Raw genomic sequence first — 22,310 nt, 5'->3', positions numbered from 1 at the left:
GTCTGGGTCGGCAAAAGAGACAATGAGAAGAGACGCACAAAAGCCCCGTCATGGCGAACCGCCGCGGGCCGCTATTGTGCCTCGCCTGACCGGCTGGGCGTAACACGCTGGTGGTCTGCGGACGGTGGCTTGTACCGGTTGTACGACCAGAGGTATTGACCGGGTCGCTCTTTGATAAGCGACTCCATGGCCTGATTGATCTGTCCTGCCGCCTCGACCGGATCTCGGGACAAGACGCCTTCAAAAGGCCTGACCCGAACGATGTACCCACGCCCCCAACTGAGCCGCTCCCCCCAGATCAGCAGCAGTTTCACGTTGCTGGTGTGGGCCAGTCTCGCCGAGAGGGTCATGGTGTAGGCGTCGCGGCCAAAGAATGGCGCCCATACCCCTTGTCCGTCAGGTGGCACCTGATCGGGCAACAGGCCGACAACGTCGCCGGCCTTCAAGGCCTTGATGAGCTGTTTGACGCCGGCGAGCGAAGTTGGAGCAGTGTGCAGTCCCGGCCTGACACGAGCCTGCGCTGCCAGTCCCTGCAGCGGCTTCTGGCGTGGCGGGCGGAACAGGACCGTGATGGGTTTGGCATCGCCGAACTTCTCCGCGTAAGCCCGTGCGCAGATCTCAAAGCAGCCCAGGTGAGGCGTGAGCAGTAACAAGCCATTGCCATGGGCTTGCGCAGCTTCTATGTGGGCCGCCCCCTCCCAGCCGATTCTGGAGATGCGGCCCAACCAGAGACGAGGCAGCTCTGCCACCATCTTGCCCGCCTCTCCCACAGAAGCGAAAGACACGCCGGTGTCCAGACCAGCCTGACGGACATTGGCCATCAAGCGCATCCGGTACCGGCTGGACAAGGCGAACGCCACCCACCCCATGAGCCATCCCACCGAATGGAGGAAGATCAATGGAACCACAGACAGGAGGCGAAAAAGCCTCTCAACCAAAAAAGTCATGCTTGCAATTGTGGCAAAGCCTGCAATTGACCCGAATCCGAAAACTTGATCGGGACTTGTCCCGAGTCTTTGACCCCGGGTATCAGGTTCGACCTGGGCTAAAATCAATGGGTCGCCGAGTTACTGAACTACTTGCGGGGCGACTGAAAAATGCCGCTAAAGCGTTCGCCGACCCTGAAGAACAGACCGGCAACGCCGATCAACCTGACAGGAGTTTATATGGCGAGCGACTTTCTCTTTACATCTGAATCCGTTTCCGAAGGCCACCCCGACAAGGTCGCTGACCAGATCTCTGACGCGATTCTGGACGCAATTCTCGAACAGGACCCACGCTCGCGTGTTGCAGCTGAGACTTTGACCAACACCGGATTGGTCGTCTTGGCCGGAGAAATCACCACCAATGCGCACGTGGATTACATCCAGGTGGCGCGCGACACGATCAAGCGCATCGGCTACGACAATACCGACTACGGCATTGATTACAAGGGCTGCGCTGTCCTGGTCGCCTACGACAAGCAGTCCAACGACATCGCCCAGGGCGTGGACCACGCGTCCGATGATCATCTGAACACTGGTGCTGGTGATCAGGGCCTGATGTTTGGCTATGCCTGTGACGAAACGCCTGAGCTGATGCCCGCGCCCATCTACTATGCCCATCGCATCGTGGAGCGCCAGGCTCAGTTGCGCAAGGATGGCCGGCTGGCCTTTCTTGGCCCGGACGCCAAGAGCCAGGTGACCATGCGCTATGTCGACGGCAAACCGCACAGCATCGACACCATCGTGCTCTCAAGCCAGCACACCCCGGACCAGAGTGAGTCCGCAACCAAGATGAAGGCCTCGTTCACCGAGGCGCTGATTGAAGAGATCATCAAGCCGGTTCTGCCCAAGGAGTGGCTCAATGACACGAACTACCTGATCAATCCGACCGGACGCTTTGTGGTGGGTGGCCCGCAGGGAGACTGTGGCCTGACCGGCCGCAAGATCATTGTGGACACTTATGGTGGCGCTTGCCCACACGGCGGTGGCGCTTTCAGCGGCAAGGATCCCACCAAGGTTGACCGTTCTGCCGCCTATGCCGCCCGCTATGTGGCCAAGAACGTGGTGGCCGCCGGTCTGGCTCGCCAATGCCAGGTCCAGGTGGCCTATGCGATCGGCGTCGCCCGCCCGATGAACATCACCGTTTACACGGAAGGGACAGGGGTGATCCCCGACGCTGACATCGCAAAGCTGGTGGCCGAGCAATTCGATCTGCGCCCGAAAGGCATCATCCAGATGCTGGACCTGCTCAGACCCATCTATAGCAAGACCGCGGCCTATGGGCACTTCGGTCGCGAGGAGCCCGAGTTCACCTGGGAGCACACTGACAAGGCTGCTGCACTCAAAGCGGCCGCGGGTCTCAAGAGCTGAACCCAGCGAGAGCGGACGAATCCGCCTGGCCGGCATACCAGGCCGTACCAAACCGCACCGGATCGTACAAATTGGTCCGAATGAATCCAAAGGGCCCCATCGCCAGAGATGGGGCTTTTTTCATGCTCAATTGTGAATACGTTCACCTTCTATCCAAGTGCCGCTGAATTTTCGGACAATCTCTCCGATAAGAACTACAGGTAGTGCTTTGCCCACTGCAAAGCTGTCAAAACACTGGAGCTCTGAGCATGGAAACCGACGTCAGCCCGACCAACAGCGTGCCCGACGAACAGGATCTGGAACAACAACTGGCGCAACGCACTGCGCAGCTTGAAAGCGCGCTTGCGCATGCGCAAGCCTTGTATGACAACGCGCCCTGCGGATACGTGTCGTTCGACAGGGATCTGAAGTTTGTCAAGGTCAATCAGACCTTGCGGGACTGGCTGGGTTATTCGGCCGACGCACTCCATGAGCGAAATCTCCTCGGGTTCGTGGATTCAAGCCAGGCCAACGACGTGCAACGGCGCTTTGACCGCTTTTTCAATGGTGAAGATTCGGACCCCATTGAGCTGGAATTACGCTGCCACGATGGAACGCGCTTTCAGGCCTTGTGCACATCGGTCCCGGTCGTCAATGAGGACGGCGAGTTTGTCTGCACCAACACCACGGTAGTTGACATCACCGACCGCAAGGCGGCCGAGCAGCGGCAAAGCTCGCACAGCCGGTTTCTTCAAACCATTACCGACCGGATTCCGGTGCAACTGGCTTACTACGACAAAGATCTGATCTGCCGTTTTGCCAATGCTGCCCATGCCAGCCGCTGTGGCAAGCTGCCCGGGGACATGATCGGCGCACACATGAGTGACCTGGTACACCCAGACCTGCTGCCGGTGATCCTGCCGCACGTCGCCGATGCGCTCAGTGGCTCGCCCCAGACGTTCGAGGCCGAACGCGACGCAGCGACAGGTAACCGCCACTGCTACGAAATTCACTACATCCCCGACCACCAGATGGGCAGCGTCGAAGGTATCTTCGTCGAACTGCATGACATCACCGAACGCAGGCGCACCGAAGAATTCGTGCTGGAAGCCAACCGCGATCTGGAAGAGAGGGTCAAGGAGCGGACGGCTGAACTGTTCAAGAGCGAGCAACGGTACCGGCTGATGGTGGACGCCATCCACGACTATTGCGTCTATTTTGTCGACGAGACCGGCAGCGTGACCGAATGGAGCGACAGCGCCCAGAGAATGCACGGTTTCGCTCGCGACCGGATTCTGGGTCAACACTATCGCCAGCTGCTGGCGGCTTCACGCGCCACGGACGAAGACGACGTCGTCGACGCGGACGAAGTTCTGAAGCTGGCGATGGCACATGGCCAGTGGGAAACGCGAGGCTGGAGGCTGCGTGATGATGGATCCCGGTTCTGGGCACACACCATCCTGACCGCCTTGCGCAACGAAGAGGGTGAACTGCAGGGGCTGTCGGCCATCACACGCGACATGACAGCGGCCAAGAGCCTGGAAGATGTGATGAACGACCTGAACCGCGAACTGGAGAAGCGGGTCGCTGAGCGGACACAGCAATTGGTGGCCGCCAACAAGGATCTGGACGTCTTCTCCCACATGGTCTCTCATGATTTGCGCGCGCCATTGCGTCACATCAACAGCTTTCTCACGCTTCTGATCGAAGACATGGGTGAGGTCAAGGATCCCGCGATCAAGCAGTACCTGGACAACATTTCATCTGCAGCAAAGCGCATGGCAACCATGATCGAAGGTCTGCTGGAATATGCGCGCCTGGGCCGTGTGGCCATCGAGTCTCAGCCTGTTCCCCTGGCACCCTTGGTCGAAGGCGTCATTGGTCACCTCAAGCAGGAAAACGCCGAGCGAAACATCAGCTGGCAAGTCGAAGGCGACCTGCCCGTGGTGCGAGGCGATGCCATGCTGCTTGCCGAGGTATTCACCAATCTGCTCAACAACTCCGTCAAATACACGCGACGCGAAACCCTGGCAGAGATCAAGATTGGCTGGCAGATCAGTCCAGTAGGCGGTCGCACTTTCTATGTGCACGACAATGGCGTCGGCTTTGACCTGGAAAAGGCCACCAACCTGTTCGTCATGTTCCAGCGCCAGCACCACTCGATGGACTTTGAGGGGAATGGCACGGGGCTGGCCTTGTCCCAGCGCATCATCGAGCGCCATGGTGGACGCATTTGGGCGGAGACTTCTCCTGGTGAAGGCTGTACGTTCTACTTCACACTGCCTTTTGACGGCCTTGAGCCTGAACTGGAGTTCCCTCAATCGGCCATGGCCGAACTGGCAGCCTGACCTGCAGGCTGCTTATCGCAAAAATATCCCCGGACGGCCGTTGTCGTGACGGGGATATTTCTTCCTGGGACTACACTCTTCACGATCGACGGCGGCTGTACCGCTGGCTCGAATATGCATAATGCATGTTGATGCGCGCCAGAGAATCCAAGCTTCTCCAAGCCAGCCAACTGGCTGACCTCGGTGTACTGCTGCAGAGGCATGTGCTGGCTCCCGCGCGCGGAGGTCAGTCGCAAGCATCGGCTGAAATATTGATGGGTTTGCTGAGATCGTCTGCGTTGACGGTCACGGCACTGGCCCGTGTGTCGGATCTTTCTCAACCGGCTTGCACTCGTGCTTTGGACAGGCTGGAAGCTGACGGAAAGATCAAGCGCTTGGCAAAGGGGCGGACGACACTCGTCCGCCTGACGGCGAAGGGAACACGGCAAGCCACTTCGATCCAGCGCAAACGACTGAGCATGGCCGTTGACTTCATCGATCTGCTATCGCCTGCTGAGCGAAAGTGCTTCGGTTCGGTTCTGGACAAATGGCTGGCTTGCGAGGCCAATCAGTCGCCAGACTTGAATTAGCAGGCGTCAAACACGGCTCAGGCAGCGGGCACGGAAGACCCGGAACTTTCGTCGTCTGACCTGCCCGGCGCCTTGCGGGATTTCGGATCCCACTGGAAGAACACGGGATAGAGGCGCTCGACCACTGGCCCGTTGAAATCCCAGGTCAGACATTGCCCCAGAAATGATGGGGGCAGGTTCGGATCGGCCGGCTGGAACGAACCGGATTTGGACTGGAACGCTGCCGTGGCCAGGTTGAACAGCAGCTCGCGCATGTGGGTGCAGCCCTGCACGCCACCCAGGTGGCGCTGGATGGTCTGCCGCCAGCCGCGTCCCAAGGTTTCGCCAATGAAACGCTGCATGGGTGGTTTGGCCTGCGGGCAGGTCTCGTGCGGGAAGCTGTCCATGTCCACGGCAATGTCGTGGATGACCATGTCGTCATCGATGGTCACGCGGATCAGCATGTGGTGGATGGCTTCGCCGGGCTCCCAGGTGCGCTCTTCGGGAATCACGAAGCGATAGGGCTTGGTGTCCTTGAGTTCGCCCTCGATATCCCACAGGCCGTCCTCGCGTTGGTAACCACGGTATTCGACGGCGCGGGTGTGTTTGAGTTGGCGGGGTTGGGGTGGCGGCAGCGGCAAAGTCAGGCCTCGTTCGGAAATCGTTTATGGGTTGAAAGCATTTTCGCTGACGGATGCCTGAAGCGCTGTCGCCAGGTTTTTCAGATGCCCTACCGGAAGTCCCGGCTCGACGTCATCAAGCTGCCCAGCAATGGCGTGAGGTCTTCCAGATGGCCGGCGATCAGGTTGCAGACTTCGCCTTCGCGCTGCCAGGTGCCGTAGATGGCCAGCAGGCGTGAGCGGGTCAAAGCGTCCCGGTGGCGCTCACGGATCTGGCGCCAGACCACGGCCTGCACCACGCCGGTTTCGTCTTCAAGACTGACGAACACCACGCCACTGGCGGTGTCGGGCTGCTGACGGATGGTGACGATGCCGGCGTAGCGCACCAGCCGGCCATTGGGCATGGCGTGCAGGGCTTCGGCGGTTTGCAGGCGCCGGCGGGTGAGCACCGGCCGCAACAGCTTGAGCGGATGACTGCGCAGCGTCAGGCCCAGTGAGGCGTAATCCCACACCACGGCCTCGCCCTCGGCGGCCTCGGGCAGCTCGTGCAGATCTTCCTCAACCGGTGCGCATTTGAGCAGGGCGGGCGCTGTTTTGAGCGCCGCTGCGTCCCACACCTGCTGGCGGCGGTGGCCGCTGAGAGAGAGCAAGGCATCGGCAGCGGCCAGGCACTTCATCTGGCCTTGATCGAGGCCCGCCCGCAAGGCCAGGTCTTCGCTGCTGTGAAACCAGTGTTCGCGCGCAGCCATGATGCGTTGCGCGGCATCCGCCTTCAGCCCGCTGACCAGACGCAGACCCAGGCGCACGGCCGGCATGGGGCTTTGCTGCCCCACCTGCAGCCCCTCCAGCGTGCAGTCCCAGTCGCTGTAGAGCACATCGGCTGGCCGCACTTCCACCCCATGGCGTTTGGCATCCTGCACCAACTGGCTGGGAGAGTAAAACCCAAGCGGCTGGCTGTTGAGCATGGCCGCCAGAAATTCGGCCGGGTGGTGGTGTTTGACCCAGCAACTGGCGTAGACCAGCAAGGCAAAGCTGGCGGCATGGCTCTCGGGAAAGCCATAGCTGGAAAAGCCTTTGATCTGCTCGAACACGCCTTGGGCGAATTCCAGCGTGTAGCCCCGCTCGGTCATGCCATCGATCAGGCGACGCTCGTATTTCTCCAGCCCACCCTTGCGTTTCCAGGCGGCCATGGCCCGGCGCAGGCCATCGGCTTCGTCAGGGGTAAAACCTGCGGCCAGGATGGCGATCTGCATGCATTGCTCCTGGAACACCGGTACACCCAAGGTGCGGCCGAGTGCTTCCCTGAGGGCCTCGCTGGGATAGCTCACCGGCACCTTGCCTTGGCGTCGGTCCAGATAAGGATGCACCGCACCGCCCTGGATAGGGCCCGGGCGGACCAGCGCCACCTCGATCACCAGGTCATAAAAGCAGCGCGGTTTCAGGCGCGGCAGCATGCTCATCTGTGCACGACTCTCGATCTGGAACACGCCCACCGTGTCGGCCTTGCAGATCATGTCGTAGGTGGATTCGTCCTCGGCCGGAATGTCCTGCATCTGGAAGTCGAAGCCGCGCCGTTGGCTGATGAAGTCGAGCGACTTGCGCAAGGCTGTGAGCATGCCCAGAGCCAGCACATCGACCTTCAGCAAACCCAGGGCATCGAGGTCGTCCTTGTCCCATTCGATCACCGTGCGGTCGGGCATGGCGGCGTTTTCCACTGGGACCATGCGCGTGAGCGGGCCGCGCGTGAGCACGAAGCCCCCGGTGTGTTGCGACAGGTGGCGTGGAAACCCCATGAGCTGCGAGGTGAGCTCGCCCAACTGACGCACGGCCATGCTGTCGGGATCCAGGCCGGCTTCCTGCAGACGCTCGGCGTCCACGCTCTTTTTGCCGTCCCAGCGGAAATGCCCTTTGGCCAATTCGTCGATGACGGGTTCGTCAAACCCGAGGGCCTTGCCCACATCGCGCACGGCGCTGCGTGGCCGGTAGGTGATGACCGCCGCGGTGAGGGCCGCACGCTCACGCCCGTATTTGCGGTACAGGTACTGGATGACCTCTTCGCGCCGCTCGTGCTCGAAATCGACGTCGATATCAGGCGGCTCGTTGCGCTCTTTGGAGATGAAGCGCTCAAACAGCACCTTGGTGCGATCCGGGTCCACCTCGGTGACGCCGATGCAATAGCACACCGCGCTGTTGGCGGCCGACCCCCTGCCCTGACACAGAATGCCTTGCGAACGTGCAAAGGCCACGATGTCGTACACGGTGAGGAAGTAGTGTTCGTATTTCAGCTCACTGATCAGGGCGAGCTCGTGCTCGATCTGCCCGTGCACCTTGGCCGGCACGCCCGCCGGCCAGCGCCGCCCTGCCCCTTCCCAGGCCAGTCGGCGCAGATAGCTGGCAGGTGTCTCGCCCGGCGGCACCACTTCATCCGGGTATTGGTAGCGCAGCTCGTCGAGCGAAAAGTCGCAACGTGCGGCCACGGCCAATGTCGCTTCCAGCAGGTCTGCCGGATAGCGTTGCGCCAGGGTCAGGCGGGTGCGCAGGTGCTGCTCGGCATTCGCCGCCAGGGCAAAGCCACAACGCGTCAAAGGCTTGCCCACCCGGGTGGCGGTGAGCACATCCTGCAAGGGTTTGCGTGAGCGGCGGTGCATGTGCACATCGCCCACAGCCACCAGCGGCACGGCCGTGAGCTCACTGCTCTGTCGCAGGCGATGCAGCCGGATTTCATCGTCCATCAGGCGCTGCTGGTCCACACCCAGCCAGCAGCGGCCGGTGAAATGGCGCAACAGCCATCGGGCCACCGCATCACTGAATGTCTGAGAAGTGCCCCGTGGCGGCACCGCAATCGCCAGGCAATCATCGAGCCGGTCGATCTGCCCGGTGGTGTCGTCCCAGGTGAGCTGGTAGTGGCCTTTGTCCGGACTCCGACGGCGCAAAAAGGTGATGAACTCGCACAGATTGCCGTAGCCGTTCAGGTTGCACGCCAGCAGCACCAGGGTGAAATGTTCTCCGCCCGATGCAGCCTCGACCTTGAACTGGCTGCCGATGAGCAGCTTCAGCCCGCAGGCCTTGGCCGCCACATGGGCACGCACCACACCGGCCACCGAGCATTCATCGGTGATGGCCAAGGCTTCGTAGCCCAGGGCATGTGCCCGATCGACCAGTTCTTCGGGATGGCTTGCGCCGCGCAGAAAACTGAAATTGGTCAGGCAACGCAACTCGGCATAGGCCGGCAGCGATGGCGGTGAAGATGGCAACGACGGTGGTGATGACCGGTCAGGCATGGGCGGATTCCTTCAACGCTCATGCAAAGTGACCGTGCAGGAACCAGGCAGGCTCGGTCTGCAAGCGGGTCTGAAACACCCAGAGCAGCCCTGCATGCTCAGAGAAGGCCACCCAGTAATCGCGCGCCACGTTGCGGTGCTGGTTGGCACTGGCGTCGCGGTCCCACCAGCCGCCTTCAATGCGCTGCGGCCCCATGAGCAGTTGCAACTCGCCCTGGTAGTGCGGCCGATGCTGGCGCACCAGCAGACGCAACGGTTCGGCCAGGATGAAGCTGGGCTGTGGCAGATCACCGCCATGGGCTATCGATGGCGAAGATGAAGGGCTTGAGCGCTTGCCTGAGCGGGTGCGGGTACGCTTGCGCGGCACCGACTTGAGCAACGCCACCGGTTCGCGCACCTGCAAAGGGCCGGCCGGCGGCTCGGCCACCGGCTGCCACTGGCACATCCATTCCAGCCGATGGTCTTCCAGCAACTGTGGGCGCACAACCTTGTCCGGCCCCAGCCGAGCCGACACCCGCTCCAGCACCAAGGGCAAAGGCTCACTGCCGGCTGTGCGCGGGTCATCGGGCAACCAGGACGCGCTGACCTCGGTGAGCGCATGCACCTCGTCGGCCGACAGGCGCAATTCGCACACCGGCGCTTCCAGCGTGACATGGGCCAGGTGTTCGGCCAACAAACGGCTGAGGTGCTCGACCTGCCGGGTGGGCTCTGCCGTGCGCACGGTCAAGGCGTCGCCCGCCTGGGTGCCTCGCGCCCGCATGGCATCGTGCAGCCAATGCAAAGTGAAGGCCGTGACCCCGCTGTGGCGCGCCGCCAGCCAGCCGGCCAGTTGCAACAACAGGCGGCGCGCACCGAAGACCAGGGCAGCCGCATCGTCCACCCGAAAAGGCAACTCCAGCCGTTGTTCAAACGCTTCGGGCAGTTGCACCCAGGTGTGCGCCTCGGGCGCATGACCGTAGAGCTGATCCAGCGCCTGCAACAGGTGTTTGTCGAAACGTCGGGCCATACCGCCACGCGGCAAGCGCCGAACATCCCCCAAGGTGCGGCAACCAATATGGGCCAAGGTGGTCTGGTGCGGCCAGGCGGCACTGAGCGCTTGCATGGGCAAAGCATCGAGGCGATCGGTCAACAGCGCTGCCTGGCGCATGCCAGGCAAACCCGCCACACCGGCTCGCGCAAACGCCAGTGCCGACAAGCCGTTCGGCCCCCAGGCCACCTGCCCCACGCCCAACTCGGCCGCTTCGACCTCCAGCCGCTCCCGTAAGGCGCGCGCACCACCGAACAGCCGCAAGCTGGCGGCCAACTCCATCAGCACGGATTCGTCTTGCAGCGTCACCCGCGGCGTGAACTGCAAAGCCCACACCGCCACCGCCTGCAGCGCCGCCTGAACCGTGGCGTCAAGCCCGGCGGACGGCAAGGGCAGTGCGTCGCCGGCTTCGGCCAGTCGCAGTGCGGACCACAACATGATCATCAGACTCCACGGGCCGCTCATTGGCGGCGACGGCCACGGTCTCTGCCGCCGGCTGGCCATGCGCTGCCTGCTGCGACAGCAGGGCTTTCACCCGTGGCGTCAGCAGTGCCTGCAAGCCACCGGGCACCGAAGGCAAGGACAAGGTTCGGGCCAGCGGCGGGCCTTTGCGTTTGAGAATGTCCACGGCCAGCGCCCAATCGGCATCGACCCGTGCCAATACGCGCAGCGGCGCTGGCGACGATTCCTGGGCGGCTTGTGCCGGACGGCACACAAACACCGGCGCTTTCGCTCCCCCGGCCAGCACCTGCAAACGGCGCAACTGATCGGGCCGAGCCTGCGGCAACCAGCTCAACACCAGCGCACCGGTGTTGGCCTTGAGCAGTTGCTCGGTCACCCACAAACGCTCGGCTGGTGTCTCGGCCCGGACCCAGACCAACTGTTGCGCGCTCACCCCCATCAATTGCAGCCCGGGCGGGTGCGGGTGCCGGGGTGGCCCGATGACCACCACCGTGCCCTCCGCCTGGCAAAACGGCCCCAGCATGGGGGCCAGCAGCCGCCACTCCAACACGCCGCTCTGGGCATAAAGGATTTCGGTCAGGTGGCCACAGGGCCAGCCGCCGCCGGGCAACTCGGCGTCCAGCGCGGCATGGCCACTGGCACACACCTGCTCCATGGGTGCGCCGAGCTGATCGGCACGCCACACCGCAGCAGCCACGGCAGGCGGCAAAGCTGGCGGCTGGTCAGGACGGCCGGGAGGTGAATGAAGAACAACAGAGGGGGCAGAAACGGCAGGGGGCACTGTGGCCTCCTGCCGGACAAGGGCGGGCTTCATGGCAGTTCAACTGGGCTGTGGTGCTCCGTATGGAGTGTCAAATACTGTTTATATATACAGTACTTAAAAGCCAGCGAAATGTCTAGAGCCTGTTCGCACTATTTTCACAAGATCCGCCGGGCATCATCGGCCTTGCGCATTTGGTTACAGCGACAAAAGCGCGCATCTCAACGCCTGGGAGCGAACCATTACAGTGATGCTCCGAAGCTACGCGACGAGGTCACCTCACAGGCAGGTCAGCCCCTTTGGCAAAATACACCGTATGGTTCTGCCGCACATTGCCTGGAAAGGCCTCCACCTCGCCCGCCACTCGCTGTCCTGAGCGAAACAAACTGGCACCCTTTTCCTCCATGCAACAAACACTTGATTTTGAAAAGCAGCTCGCTGGCCGCAAGATACTGGTCACGGGACACACGGGATTCACAGGCGGGTGGGTATGCACCTGGCTCAAGCGGATAGGTGCCGACGTGTCGGGATATGCCTTGCCGCCAGAAACCCGTCCGTCGTTGTTTGATTCGCTGGGGCTGGCAAAGTCCATCCCCACAACGTTTGCCGACATCTCTGATCTGAACCGGTTGCAAGAAGCTGTTCGCCAAGCCGAACCCGACCTCATACTGCACCTGGCTGCCCAGCCTTTGGTCAGACGGTCATACAGCGATCCCGTGGGAACCTTTCTGGTCAACGCCCAGGGAACAGCGCATGTTCTTGAAGCTGCACGTCACACCAAAAGCGTCAAGGGCGTGGTCTGCGTGACAACGGACAAGGTCTATCACAACAACGAATGGCATTGGCCGTACCGGGAGTCAGACGCACTGGGCGGGAAAGATCCCTACAGCGCATCAAAGTCCGCAGCAGAAATGGTCATCCAGTCTTATGCAGCGTCGTTTCCATTCGAAAAGGGTCTTGGACCAGCCATCGCTGTGGCTCGTGGAGGCAACATCGTCGGAGGGGGTGACTGGTCAGATGATCGGCTGATTCCGGATTTCGTGCGCAGCGTGACCCAAAACAAACCATTGATGCTGCGCTACCCCAAAGCCACCCGCCCGTGGCAGCATGTGCTCGCACTGGTACACGGCTATTTTGAGTTGATGGCCAGGCTGCTGGGCGACCAGGCATCGGAATTCGCCCGCCCCTGGAACCTCGGACCCACTGACACCGAGAGCCTCACGGTCGAAGCTGTCATGAACCTCATGAGCGCTGAATGGACAAGGCCTGATATCTCTTATACAGAACCCAACCTGGCCGAATCCGGCCTTCTGGCACTGGACAGCTCTCTGGCCAGGTCGAAACTGGGGTGGCGTCCTGTATGGGATACAACGCGCGTCATCCAGGAAACTGCTGCCTGGTATCGCGCGTACTATAAAGCCCCGGAGTCAGCGGAAGAGATCACTGTGGCGCAGATCGACTCCTGGCGCCAATCGCTGTTGTCATGATCTACGTCGTCGGGTCCCAGGGCCGCCTTGGCGCGGCACTTTCCGCGCAGCTTGAGCCAGAGGCCGTGTGCACCCCACACCGCTCCGTGTACGAAAGCTGGTGGGAAGACAGCGCAGCAAGCCGCATCGCCAAGTGGTTCGAGAGCAGTCCTGCAGGATCGACTGTCATCGTCGCTTCTGGCATCCTCGACCCACGGGCCCCAGCAGAGCAGATCAAAAAAGTAAACGTCGCTCTACCCACGCGCATCGCCGAGGGAGCGTCCATGGCTGGACTTCGGGTGCTCACACTGGGGACGATCATGGAGCACCTTGAGGATTCGTCAAATGCCTACATTCAGTCCAAGATCGCCCTGGGCCGGACGGTCACCGAGATGGCGGCTTCAGGCGACAACACTGTCCACGCACAACTGCATACGTTGTACGGTGGCGGACCGCCGGCACCTCACATGTTCCTTGGGCAGATGCTGAGCGCTCTGCGCAAACGCACCACGTTCAACATGTCTCCAGGGCATCAGCTACGCGAGTACCATCATGTTGAAGACCTTGCTGCAGCTTTGATTCGCCTGATTGACCAACCGGTCACAGGCATCACCACAATCAGCCACGGCAGCCCGACATCACTGAGGGATCTGGCACTGTACATCTATGAGCAGCTGGACCAACCCGGTAATCTGGTCCTTTCCGCCCTTCCTGAGCCAGCGAACGATAATTTCAATAGAGCATTCCCTCGCCCTGATTGGCTGTCAGGCGTCCGGTTCAGACCGCAGGCCAGCGGCGTATCAGACTATCTGAAAGAAATGCTGGCACTCCCTCCATTGAACTCATAAGGCCTCAAGAGTTGTCCAACGCCTGCTCCAAACCGCTGATTTCCATCTCGATTCCTGTTCTCAATGAAGCAGGCAATCTGCCCGTCCTGTATGAGCGCCTGGACTCCCTCGCACACAAGATGGAGAACCATTGCGAGATGGAGTTTCTGTTCACTGACAACCGGTCTGAGGATGGCACCTGGGAACAACTCAAGGAGCTGTCCAAGCGAGACCCTCGAGTGAGGGCAATGCGCTTTTCCAAAAATTTCGGATTTCAAAACTCGATCCTGGCCAACTATCTGCACACACGAGGCGACGCTGTTCTACAGATTGATGCCGATTTGCAAGATCCACCTGAACTGCTTGAACAGTTCTTTGAACTCTGGCAGCAAGGATACAAAGTCGTTTATGGCGTTCGCATCAAGCGTCCGGATGGCTTTTTTCTGGCAACCTTCCGACGTTTTGGCTACTGGCTGATTGACAAACTCAGCGAACACGAAATTCCACGGGACGCCGGCGATTTCAGACTCATTGACCGGTCGGTTGTGAAGGCGATTGCGCAATCAAAATCGGCATCCCCCTACATCCGTGGTCAGATCGCAGGCATGGGTTTCCAGCAGATTGGTGTGCCCTACGCGCGTGATGCCCGCCTGTCTGGAAAAAGCAAGTTCAATTTGTCTCGGCTTCTGCGCCTGGGCATTACAGCCGTTTTCAACCATTCGACGATTCCGCTCAGAGCCGCCACTTTTCTGGGTGTTGGCATATTGGTTCTGAGCCTGCTCGGAACAGCGTACTACCTGGCTCTCTACGCTCTTGACTCAACGCTGCCTCGGGGCTTTACGAGCATCCAGCTCATGATTCTTTTTGGCATAGGACTCAATGCCTTTTTCCTCGGCATCATTGGAGAGTACATTCTGCGCATTTATCGCCTGATGCGGTCAGACCCGATTGCCATCGTCGATGAATGCCTGAACATCAACACCAACGACCTGAAACTTTGAACGCAAGATGCCAATGAAAGCCGTCATACTCGCTGGAGGACTCGGTACCCGTATAGCGGAAGAGTCAGACACCAAACCCAAACCCATGGTGGAAATCGGTGGCCGCCCTCTGCTCTGGCACATCATGCGATCCTATGCACACCATGGCGTAAAGGACTTTGTCATCTGCCTCGGCTACAAGGGATATGTCATCAAGGAGTTTTTCTTCAACTACCACCGCCACATGTCCGACCTCCATATTGATCTGAGCACTGGCGAGCACCGCCTGGTCAACAGTCAAGCAGAGGACTGGCGCATCACCCTGGTCGATACGGGCGCAGAGACCATGACTGGCGGGAGGCTGAAGCGTGTCAAACACCTGGTCGATCAGGACACCTTCTGCCTGACCTATGGCGACGGACTGAGCAACGTTGATATCGGCGCCGAGATCGAATTTCACAGAAAGCACGGAAAGAAGGCCACCGTTTGCGCGGTTCAGCCACCTGGACGCTTTGGCGTCTTGAACATGGGACAGGAGCAACAGGTCTCGAGCTTTGAAGAAAAACCCCAGGACGAAATCGGCTGGATCAACGGGGGGTTTTTCGTGCTCGAGCCAACCGTCTTTGACACGATTGCCGGCGACCAGACATCCTGGGAGCGAGAACCTCTTGGAGAACTCGCCCGCCAAGGCGAACTGATGGCGTTCCAGCATCACGGGTTCTGGCGCCCATGCGACACTTTGCGAGACAAGCGCGAGCTTGAATCTCTGTGGAACAGCGGAAACGCTCCGTGGCATGTCTGATAAGACAACTGATATGCAGCGCCACGAAGTCGATGCCACTCCTCACAAGAAGCAGCCTTCGGAATCCATCGACTTTGATGACTATGCTGGATCCTACGATGCGCTCATGCACGAGAGCGTCGGCGCTTACACAAGCGATGTCGCCTACTTTGCTCAATACAAGGTAGATTTCGTCAAGCAGCGGCGTGCCCGCCCAGTGAAGAAGATTCTCGAGTACGGGTGCGGGACCGGACGAAACATACCGATGCTCAGAGATGCGTTCGAAGAAGCAGAGGTAATTGGCACCGACATCTCCCCAGCCAGCCTGGACATCGCGCGTCAGCACAACCCCGGTATACGCTTTGAAGTTGAAACCCCCGATCTCAAGCTCGACGGTTTTGACCTGGTCTTCGTCGCCAATGTGTTTCACCACATTCCACCGCCGGAGCGGGGGGGCGCCATGAAAGTCCTGTCATCGCGAATGGCGCCAGATGCAGAGATCTGCATCTTCGAGCACAACCCTTTCAACCCTGTGACACGCAGAATTGTCAGCACCTGTCCCTTTGATGCTGATGCCGTTCTCCTCAGGCCTTCTGAGCTTCGCAGACTGTACGACCGCTCGGGTATTGAGCTTGTTGACCAGTCATACTGCCTCTTTGTTCCCCCGAGATTCTCTGGATTGCTGTTTTTGGAACGGCACCTGACATGGCTTCCTCTGGGCGGGCAATACGTGGTAATCGGAACACCTCGTGCCTAACGTGCCTTCTCCGCAGATCAATCATTTTTTTCAGACATGCGCTCTATTCTGAAGTCCCCTCAGATCTATATGGCTTTTCAGAAACTCGTGGGAGGAATTCAAATGAGAAGCCACTGCCTGGACATTCTCCAGGCACATGAAGGCGAGAGGGTGCTCGACGTAGGCTGCGGGCCGGCCTATTACCTGAACGACTTGCCACGCCTCGACTACTATGGCTTTGATACCGATGAGCGGTACATTGACCATGCGAAGAGGCGTTTTGGCGAGAGAGGCCATTTCTTTGCAGAGCCGTTTGACGAGTCACGTGCACGCGAGCTGGGTCCTTTTGACGGCGTACTGCTCATGGGTTTGCTGCACCATCTGGATGATCAGTCTTGCCACTCGCTGCTTGGCGCGATCGCCGCTTCGCTGCGCCCAGGGGGCCGAGTTGTTGCTCTTGACACCGTTATCCATGAGGGCCAGCATCGGTTTGAGCACTGGCTCGCAGTTCACGATCGCGGTGAATTCGTCAGAACGCCTGAGGCTTTTCTCGATTTGGCCAAGCCACACTTTGAGTCAGTGCAAGGACAGCTGCCAAAGGCATCACTGACACCATCTATCTACTGGGTGATGACCATGCGCAAGCCAATCGCTGTCAGCGATGAGCCTGCCACCCCCTGAGTCGACGAGATTGCAGCTGGACGAACCGTGCTCGACTCGGATATTCACAGCCAGGCCGGGAATCATATGGCGCCCATGGCAATGAGTCGTCGCCGACACTGGGCAACTGCGTTCAAAGCGGCCGTCACTCTCACACTACTGGTCTACCTGTTTCGCAGTGGTTCCCTGGACCCATCTGCGATGGGCCTGCTGGCGACCAACCCAGTGCTTGCAGCGGCCACCGTTATCAACTGGGTATTGGTGTCCGCAGTCCTCGGTGCCTGGCGATATCGAACCTTGCTGTTTACTGTGAACATCCACCTCGACTGGATGCGAGCTCTTCATCTTCAGTTGTCGAGCCTGTTTCTCAATACTGTTGTTCCTGGCAGTATCGGGGGTGATGTGTGGAAGAGCCTGGCGGTAGCCAAGCATCATTCAGAACGGAAGCGAACGCTGCTTTTTCTCCTTCTGGTCGAGCGAGGCATTGGCCTTTCAGCACTTCTGGCGGCTTCTTCTCTCATTTGGTTGCTGACGGGCCGGTGGGGAAGTGATGCGGTGCAGCCTGACGAACACCTAACCCTGCTTTTCATCGTTCTGTCAGCAGGATTGGTCGGGCTACCCGTCGCCATGGGGCTTTTGATAGAGTGGAAAGCAGGATGGATCCGCCTTGGGACGATTTCCGGCAAGTTCTCCTGGCTTGGCAAGCTACTAGAGGGTGCAGAGGTCCTGCGCGGTCATCGACGACACCTCATCGGCGCGTATGTCATTTCCATGGCAATGCACTCGATCAGCATTGGCTACTTCTTTCTCCTGACCCGGGCCTTTCCTGAAGCATCTCTGGATGTGCAGGCAGTCGCCACTGTGTTTCCCATTGGAATATTGAGCGTCATGCTGCCCGTCTCGCTTGCTGGACTGGGCGTTGGCCACCTGGCATTCGAAACCTTGTTTGCCAGCATGGGGGCAAAGGGTGGTGCCAACGTGTTCAACCTCTACATTCTTGGTCAAGTCGGCCCCAACCTTCTCGGCGCGATTCCATTTGTTGTAGTGCGCAATCATGCGCAAATTGAAAAGCAGCCTTGAGTCAGCGGTCATGCAACCTCAGATGTCATCCAACTACACATTGCGTGATCGTGGCCTGACGCTCCCTCTGACGCTGGCTTTTGTTTCGCTGGCTGTGACTGTCGTGTGGATGGCTTCCACCAGGCATCTGCACATTGACGAACCTCACAACGTCTTCACGATGCAACTCGTGATGGCATGGGGTGATCCCGGGGCAGGCAATCCGGTGGACTTGCACCATGTGATCGGCGGCTTGATCACTCGCAACCTGCCAACGGCCAGTCAGCACTACCTGGTCTTGCGCATCCTGTTCGCGGCGATTTTCATCACAACCATGCTGGGTGTGGGGTTCGCTCTCCCGGTTTCTCCCCCAACTGGCACGAATGCAGGCAACACAAAGCTGGGTTGGCAGGTTCTGGCCCCTGCCGTGATCGCATTGTCCATGGGCGGCGCCTGGTTGCACGGCTTTGAGATCCGCCATGACCTGCTACAAGCATGTGGCATAGTTGCATTTGCCTGGTTGATTCGATCAGCTCGTGACCAGGTCTATGGCTGGGGAGCCAGATGGATGGCGGCTGCGATTATCGCGCTGATGCAACTGACGTCGCACAAAGCGTTCACGCTATGGATACCCGCATTGTTTCTGCTGGCCTACACCTATGGCCGCCATGGCAACAATGGCGACAGGTTCACCACACGAATCTTGTCCATGGTGCAAGAGTTGGCCAGGCTTTCCGCCCCTTGCGCAGTAGCCGCAGCGGCGGGGCTGGGCCTGCTTGCCTCAGCAGGCGCTCTTTCTGCTTACCTGGACAAATTGCAGGAGTTCGCCAACTACAGCGTCGTGTCGCGGCGATCGTCCTCGGTCCCTGCATTTCGTACGATGCTGCTGGCCTCACCTGTGGCATTTGTATTGTCTTTCGTCTCGCTGTGCTCAGTAGCCATTCATTTTCTTCGCGGCCTGAGAGTGTCACTGCCGCGTGCTTTGGACACGATTTCGCCCGGTGTGGCAATGCTGGCGTTCTGTGTGGTCGCGCTGATTGCCAACCCAAGGCCATATTCCTACAACCTGGTTTGGGTGTCTGCGGGCCTGGCTCTCGCTACAGCTGAAGGCTTGCAGCTGGTTCTTGGGCGGTGGTGGAATCGCCGTACAACGCTCCTAGCCCTGCTTGTGTCCGCTTCCATCGCGACACTTTTCCCTTTGTATCGCACACCATGGTTCTCTCAGTCCATGAGCGAGCAGATGCAGACAACCAAGGCGGTGGAGGCCATTACCAGCCCCCAAGATCGCGTGCTGGATGGAACCGGCCTGGTGACCAGCCGACAGGCGCCAAGCCGCGACTGGTTGCTGCACTCCTTGTTCTTGAAGAGCTATCACCGCACCCCATCTGCTCAGTTTGCCAACATCGTCAAACAAACCTATCCACCGGTGGTCATACTGGGCCACTATCGATGGCGCTGGCTGAAGCGCCGGGACAGGGAAGCAGTTGCCATGTGGTATCGACCCGCTTCACCTACATTCTGGGTGCTGGGCTATGACCTGAAGTCGCCAGATGGCGAAGTCGTTGAAATCAAGCGCACGGGTCGCTACGAAGTCACCGGCGGTAGTCAGCTTGATGGCCAACCCATCTTGAATCCATCAGTCCATCTCCTTTCCGAAGGCAAGGTACAGGTCAGTGGACCCGGTAAGGTCAGCATCAGATGGGTGGGGCCCAAGGCACCGAGCCTCATGGAAGTAGAGATGCCGAAGGTGCGGCAGCTCTACTTCCGTCCAAGTGCCGCGATGCTCAAATGGGGCTATTGGAAGTAGCACCTCAGGTTGGCTTGGTGGTTCCGGTGGTTTGGCTGGCCTAATGGTCTCACCCATCCAAGGACGCCTCTCGCTCTGTATCATTCTTGGCGCTCAGCTGCCGCGCACCGGGGTCATACCCCTGGCACAGCAACTAATCCCCTGCCATCGTCCGGTGATACCCGCCATGCCCGCGCTGCCACACCGTGTCGTCACCCAGCACGTCACCGGGCGCCAGATCCCCCCCCAGCACTGCCTGCTCGTACAAGGGAGCGAAGTCCACACGGGTGAAGTCCAGCAAGCTGTCCAGGTCGGGCAGCACGAAATAGGTTTCCTGGAAATCGTCGATGCGGTAGCGGGTGCGCATGACGCGCTCCAGCCCAAACCCGACCCGGTTGGGCGATGCACTCTCCAGGCAAAAGACCGACTCCGCCCGTGACGAGGCAATGCCAGCCCCGTAGATGCGCAATTCATCTCCCTCCTGCACCAGACCAAACTCCACGGTGTACCAGTACACCCGTGCCAGTTGCGCCAGATGCCCCAGGCGCTGAGCCCGCAAGCCGCCTTCACCGTAGGCCTGGATAAAGTCAGCCAACGCCGGGTGCATCAGCATCGGCACATGGCCGAACACATCGTGAAAGACATCCGGCTCTTGCAGGTAGTCCAGCTCGTGCGCTCCGCGAATGAACTGCCCCGCCGGGAAGCGCCGGTTGGCCAGATGTTCGAAGAAAACTTCATCCGGCACCAGCCCGGGCACCGCCACCACTTGCCACCCCGTCCGCTTCATCAAGGCTTCTGACAATGCCTCGAAGTCGGGAATCTGGTTGGCCGACATGGGCAAGTCGCGCATGCCTTCCACAAAAGCCGAACAGGCCCGCCCTGGCAGCAAATGCGTCTGGCGCTCGAACAAGGTCTTCCAGACGGCGTGCTCATCGGCCGTGTAGCGATCCCATCGTTGGGGAATGGTCCAGTCGGCGCGATCTGGCTGGTAAGCCTCACCAGCGGCCAGCCCGTGTAAAGCTTTTGAAGCCGGGCCGATCGAGCCCGCTTCGCTCGTGTCAGATGCGCTCATCTCACGCCCCGTCGGGTGATGCCATCGCCACAAAAGCGGCATCGGCCTGCTCGGCCCATTCAATGTCCAGCGTGGACAGCCCGCCCACATCGTGTGTGGTCAAGGTGATGTCCACCCGGTTGTAGACATTGAACCATTCAGGGTGATGGTTCATGCGCTCCGACACCTCTGCCATCCGGGTCATGAAGGCAAAGGCCTGGACAAAGTCGTCGAAGCGAAACGATCGCTGAATGCTGGTTTTGTCTGCGCCAGCAGTCCACAAAGGGGCTTTCTGAGTCAGCTGCGCCTGCAGCACTGAAGTATCGATGGGGGTGGCCATGGGCAGTCTCCTTATGTCCTTTTTTCCTTATGTCTTTTTGCTTTTTGATGATCACACCGGGTGGAGGGATGAATGTCATTCCGATGTTCAGTTTCATCCACATCGAAGACAATTTGCTCTCATTTCCCATCCGGTTCAGACACCAACAGGAGAGACCCTTTCATGAGTGACGACATCAGCGATCTTTCCTTGCACCCATCATCACTGGACCGGCTCGACCGGCGCATCCTGGCTGCGCTGCAATCCAACGGCCGCATGAGCAACCAGGACCTGGCCCAGGCCGTGCACCTGTCCCCCGCCCAAAGCAACCGCCGTCACCGCCGACTGGAGAGCCTGGGCTACATCAGGGGCTACGAAGCCCGGCTCGACCGGGAAAAGCTGGGGCTGGGGGTCATGGCCTTCGTCCATGTGTCGATGGACCGCGGCCAGCACAAGGAAGTGCAGAAATTCCAGCGCACCGTGGCCAAGATGCCCCAGATCCTGGAGTGCCACGCCGTCACCGGCGACTTTGACTATGTCTGCAAGGTCGTCGCCCGTGACCTCAAAAGCCTCTCGGACTTCCTGCTCGGCTCCCTGGCCCAGCTCAATGGCGTCAGCAGTGTGCGCTCCAGCATCTGCCTCAACGAGCTGAAGTCATCGGGCGAGATGCCCCTGGATTGAAGAACGTCCAACCGCACAGACTGATTTCGCCATATGGAAATATCGGGTTTTCCCGGTATTTCACCTTTCTTTTCAAGACCTCGTCTTGAAATCGACATACACCGCCCTTATCATTAGCACTCGTTGGGATTGAGTGCTAACAGCACCTCCCCACATCGATCTGCGGTCAACGTACAGGGCCGCCCCTGAGGCGGACATTGACGTTGGCCGTCCTGTTTGATGACTGCAACCAAACCAACCAACTCTCTACAGGAGATGAAATGAAACTTCGTCCTCTCGCCGATCGCGTGATCGTCAAGCGCCTGGAAAACGAAACCAAGACCGCTTCGGGCATCGTGCTTCCCGACAACGCAGCAGAGAAGCCCGACCAGGGTGAAGTGCTGGCCGTCGGCCCAGGCAAGACCAACGACAAGGGCGAAACCAAAGCCCTGAGCGTGAAGGTCGGCGACCGCGTCCTGTTTGGCAAGTACAGCGGCCAGGCCGTCAAGGTTGATGGCGACGAGCTGCTGGTCATGAAAGAAGACGACCTGTTCGCAGTGGTCGAGTAATCACTTCACTCTGACAACACCAATTTTCTGTAAAGGA

General features: G+C 59.7%; 20 protein-coding genes. 13 read left to right on the top strand and 7 right to left on the bottom strand.

Annotated features, from left to right (window positions below):
* Positions 1 to 71: 71 nt before the first annotated feature.
* Positions 72 to 947, bottom strand: coding sequence for a lysophospholipid acyltransferase family protein (locus ABWV89_RS16065; protein ID WP_353399003.1), 876 nt, complete (start codon positions 945 to 947; stop codon positions 72 to 74).
* 219 nt (positions 948 to 1,166) lie between these two features.
* Between ABWV89_RS16065 and metK the strand changes: the two genes are divergently transcribed.
* The 3 genes from metK (at position 1,167) to ABWV89_RS16050 (ending at position 5,250) form a co-directional block, all read left to right on the top strand.
* Positions 1,167 to 2,354 (top strand): methionine adenosyltransferase, encoded by a 1,188-nt coding sequence (metK, locus tag ABWV89_RS16060; protein ID WP_353399000.1) that lies wholly within the window; start codon positions 1,167 to 1,169, stop codon positions 2,352 to 2,354.
* A 248-nt stretch (positions 2,355 to 2,602) separates the two neighbouring features.
* The gene (locus tag ABWV89_RS16055; protein WP_353398997.1) at positions 2,603 to 4,681 is read left to right on the top strand and encodes a PAS domain-containing sensor histidine kinase; all 2,079 of its coding nucleotides are present in this window, start codon (positions 2,603 to 2,605) and stop codon (positions 4,679 to 4,681) included.
* 125 nt (positions 4,682 to 4,806) lie between these two features.
* Positions 4,807 to 5,250, top strand: a complete 444-nt coding sequence (locus ABWV89_RS16050; RefSeq protein ID WP_353398995.1) for a MarR family transcriptional regulator — start codon at positions 4,807 to 4,809, stop codon at positions 5,248 to 5,250.
* Between the two features lie 17 nt (positions 5,251 to 5,267).
* On the opposite strand, the gene ABWV89_RS16045 is transcribed toward ABWV89_RS16050, so the two are convergent.
* The 4 genes from ABWV89_RS16045 to imuA form a co-directional block, all read right to left on the bottom strand.
* Positions 5,268 to 5,870 (bottom strand): DUF2889 domain-containing protein, encoded by a 603-nt coding sequence (locus ABWV89_RS16045; RefSeq protein WP_353398993.1) that lies wholly within the window; start codon positions 5,868 to 5,870, stop codon positions 5,268 to 5,270.
* A gap of 89 nt (positions 5,871 to 5,959) precedes the next feature.
* Positions 5,960 to 9,130 (bottom strand): error-prone DNA polymerase, encoded by a 3,171-nt coding sequence (locus ABWV89_RS16040; protein ID WP_353398990.1) that lies wholly within the window; start codon positions 9,128 to 9,130, stop codon positions 5,960 to 5,962.
* A gap of 19 nt (positions 9,131 to 9,149) precedes the next feature.
* Positions 9,150 to 10,595, bottom strand: coding sequence for a Y-family DNA polymerase (locus ABWV89_RS16035; RefSeq protein ID WP_353398988.1), 1,446 nt, complete (start codon positions 10,593 to 10,595; stop codon positions 9,150 to 9,152).
* Positions 10,528 to 11,433 carry a translesion DNA synthesis-associated protein ImuA gene (imuA, locus tag ABWV89_RS16030; RefSeq protein ID WP_353398985.1) on the bottom strand — a complete coding sequence of 302 codons (906 nt, stop codon included), beginning with the start codon at positions 11,431 to 11,433 and terminating at the stop codon, positions 10,528 to 10,530. Before imuA ends, ABWV89_RS16035 begins: the two co-directional genes overlap by 68 nt.
* Before the next feature lie 350 nt (positions 11,434 to 11,783).
* Here imuA and rfbG point away from each other — a divergent pair, with 350 nt between their 5' ends.
* The 8 genes from rfbG to ABWV89_RS15990 all read left to right on the top strand — a co-directional run bounded on the left by rfbG (position 11,784) and on the right by ABWV89_RS15990 (position 19,695).
* The gene (rfbG, locus tag ABWV89_RS16025) at positions 11,784 to 12,866 is read left to right on the top strand and encodes a CDP-glucose 4,6-dehydratase (protein WP_353398982.1); all 1,083 of its coding nucleotides are present in this window, start codon (positions 11,784 to 11,786) and stop codon (positions 12,864 to 12,866) included.
* A complete protein-coding gene (locus tag ABWV89_RS16020) occupies positions 12,863 to 13,693 on the top strand; it encodes an NAD-dependent epimerase/dehydratase family protein (protein WP_353398978.1) in 831 nt (276 codons plus the stop codon). The genes rfbG and ABWV89_RS16020 overlap by 4 nt, the downstream gene beginning before the upstream one ends.
* A gap of 11 nt (positions 13,694 to 13,704) precedes the next feature.
* Positions 13,705 to 14,673: a glycosyltransferase family 2 protein gene (locus ABWV89_RS16015; RefSeq protein WP_353398975.1), complete on the top strand. Its 969-nt coding sequence runs from the start codon at positions 13,705 to 13,707 to the stop codon at positions 14,671 to 14,673.
* Positions 14,674 to 14,686: 13 nt separating this feature from the next.
* Positions 14,687 to 15,454: a glucose-1-phosphate cytidylyltransferase gene (gene rfbF, locus ABWV89_RS16010; protein WP_353398972.1), complete on the top strand. Its 768-nt coding sequence runs from the start codon at positions 14,687 to 14,689 to the stop codon at positions 15,452 to 15,454.
* Positions 15,447 to 16,190: a class I SAM-dependent methyltransferase gene (locus tag ABWV89_RS16005; protein WP_353398969.1), complete on the top strand. Its 744-nt coding sequence runs from the start codon at positions 15,447 to 15,449 to the stop codon at positions 16,188 to 16,190. Before rfbF ends, ABWV89_RS16005 begins: the two co-directional genes overlap by 8 nt.
* 102 nt (positions 16,191 to 16,292) lie before the next feature.
* Positions 16,293 to 16,850 (top strand): class I SAM-dependent methyltransferase, encoded by a 558-nt coding sequence (locus tag ABWV89_RS16000; RefSeq protein WP_353398966.1) that lies wholly within the window; start codon positions 16,293 to 16,295, stop codon positions 16,848 to 16,850.
* Positions 16,851 to 16,877: 27 nt separating this feature from the next.
* Positions 16,878 to 17,909, top strand: coding sequence for a lysylphosphatidylglycerol synthase transmembrane domain-containing protein (locus tag ABWV89_RS15995; RefSeq protein WP_353398963.1), 1,032 nt, complete (start codon positions 16,878 to 16,880; stop codon positions 17,907 to 17,909).
* Positions 17,910 to 17,919: 10 nt separating this feature from the next.
* Positions 17,920 to 19,695 carry a hypothetical protein gene (locus ABWV89_RS15990; RefSeq protein ID WP_353398960.1) on the top strand — a complete coding sequence of 592 codons (1,776 nt, stop codon included), beginning with the start codon at positions 17,920 to 17,922 and terminating at the stop codon, positions 19,693 to 19,695.
* 133 nt (positions 19,696 to 19,828) lie between these two features.
* On the opposite strand, the gene phhA is transcribed toward ABWV89_RS15990, so the two are convergent.
* Both phhA and ABWV89_RS15980 read right to left on the bottom strand, forming a co-directional pair.
* Positions 19,829 to 20,746: a phenylalanine 4-monooxygenase gene (phhA, locus tag ABWV89_RS15985; RefSeq protein WP_353398957.1), complete on the bottom strand. Its 918-nt coding sequence runs from the start codon at positions 20,744 to 20,746 to the stop codon at positions 19,829 to 19,831.
* 1 nt (position 20,747) lies between these two features.
* On the bottom strand, positions 20,748 to 21,065 hold the full coding sequence (locus ABWV89_RS15980; RefSeq protein ID WP_353398954.1) for a 4a-hydroxytetrahydrobiopterin dehydratase: 318 nt from the start codon (positions 21,063 to 21,065) through the stop codon (positions 20,748 to 20,750).
* 162 nt (positions 21,066 to 21,227) lie between these two features.
* Between ABWV89_RS15980 and ABWV89_RS15975 the strand changes: the two genes are divergently transcribed.
* Both ABWV89_RS15975 and groES read left to right on the top strand, forming a co-directional pair.
* Complete coding sequence (locus ABWV89_RS15975) at positions 21,228 to 21,725, top strand: Lrp/AsnC family transcriptional regulator (protein WP_353398951.1); 498 nt, start codon at positions 21,228 to 21,230, stop codon at positions 21,723 to 21,725.
* Between the two features lie 260 nt (positions 21,726 to 21,985).
* The gene (gene groES, locus ABWV89_RS15970) at positions 21,986 to 22,273 is read left to right on the top strand and encodes a co-chaperone GroES (RefSeq protein WP_353398948.1); all 288 of its coding nucleotides are present in this window, start codon (positions 21,986 to 21,988) and stop codon (positions 22,271 to 22,273) included.
* The last annotated feature ends 37 nt before the right edge of the window (positions 22,274 to 22,310 follow it).

The sequence above is a fragment of the Hydrogenophaga sp. 5NK40-0174 genome, assembly GCF_040372165.1.
Taxonomy (GTDB): domain Bacteria; phylum Pseudomonadota; class Gammaproteobacteria; order Burkholderiales; family Burkholderiaceae_C; genus Hydrogenophaga.
The sequence above is the reverse complement of the archived record's forward strand: the minus strand, read 5'-3'. Positions and strand labels throughout refer to the sequence as shown.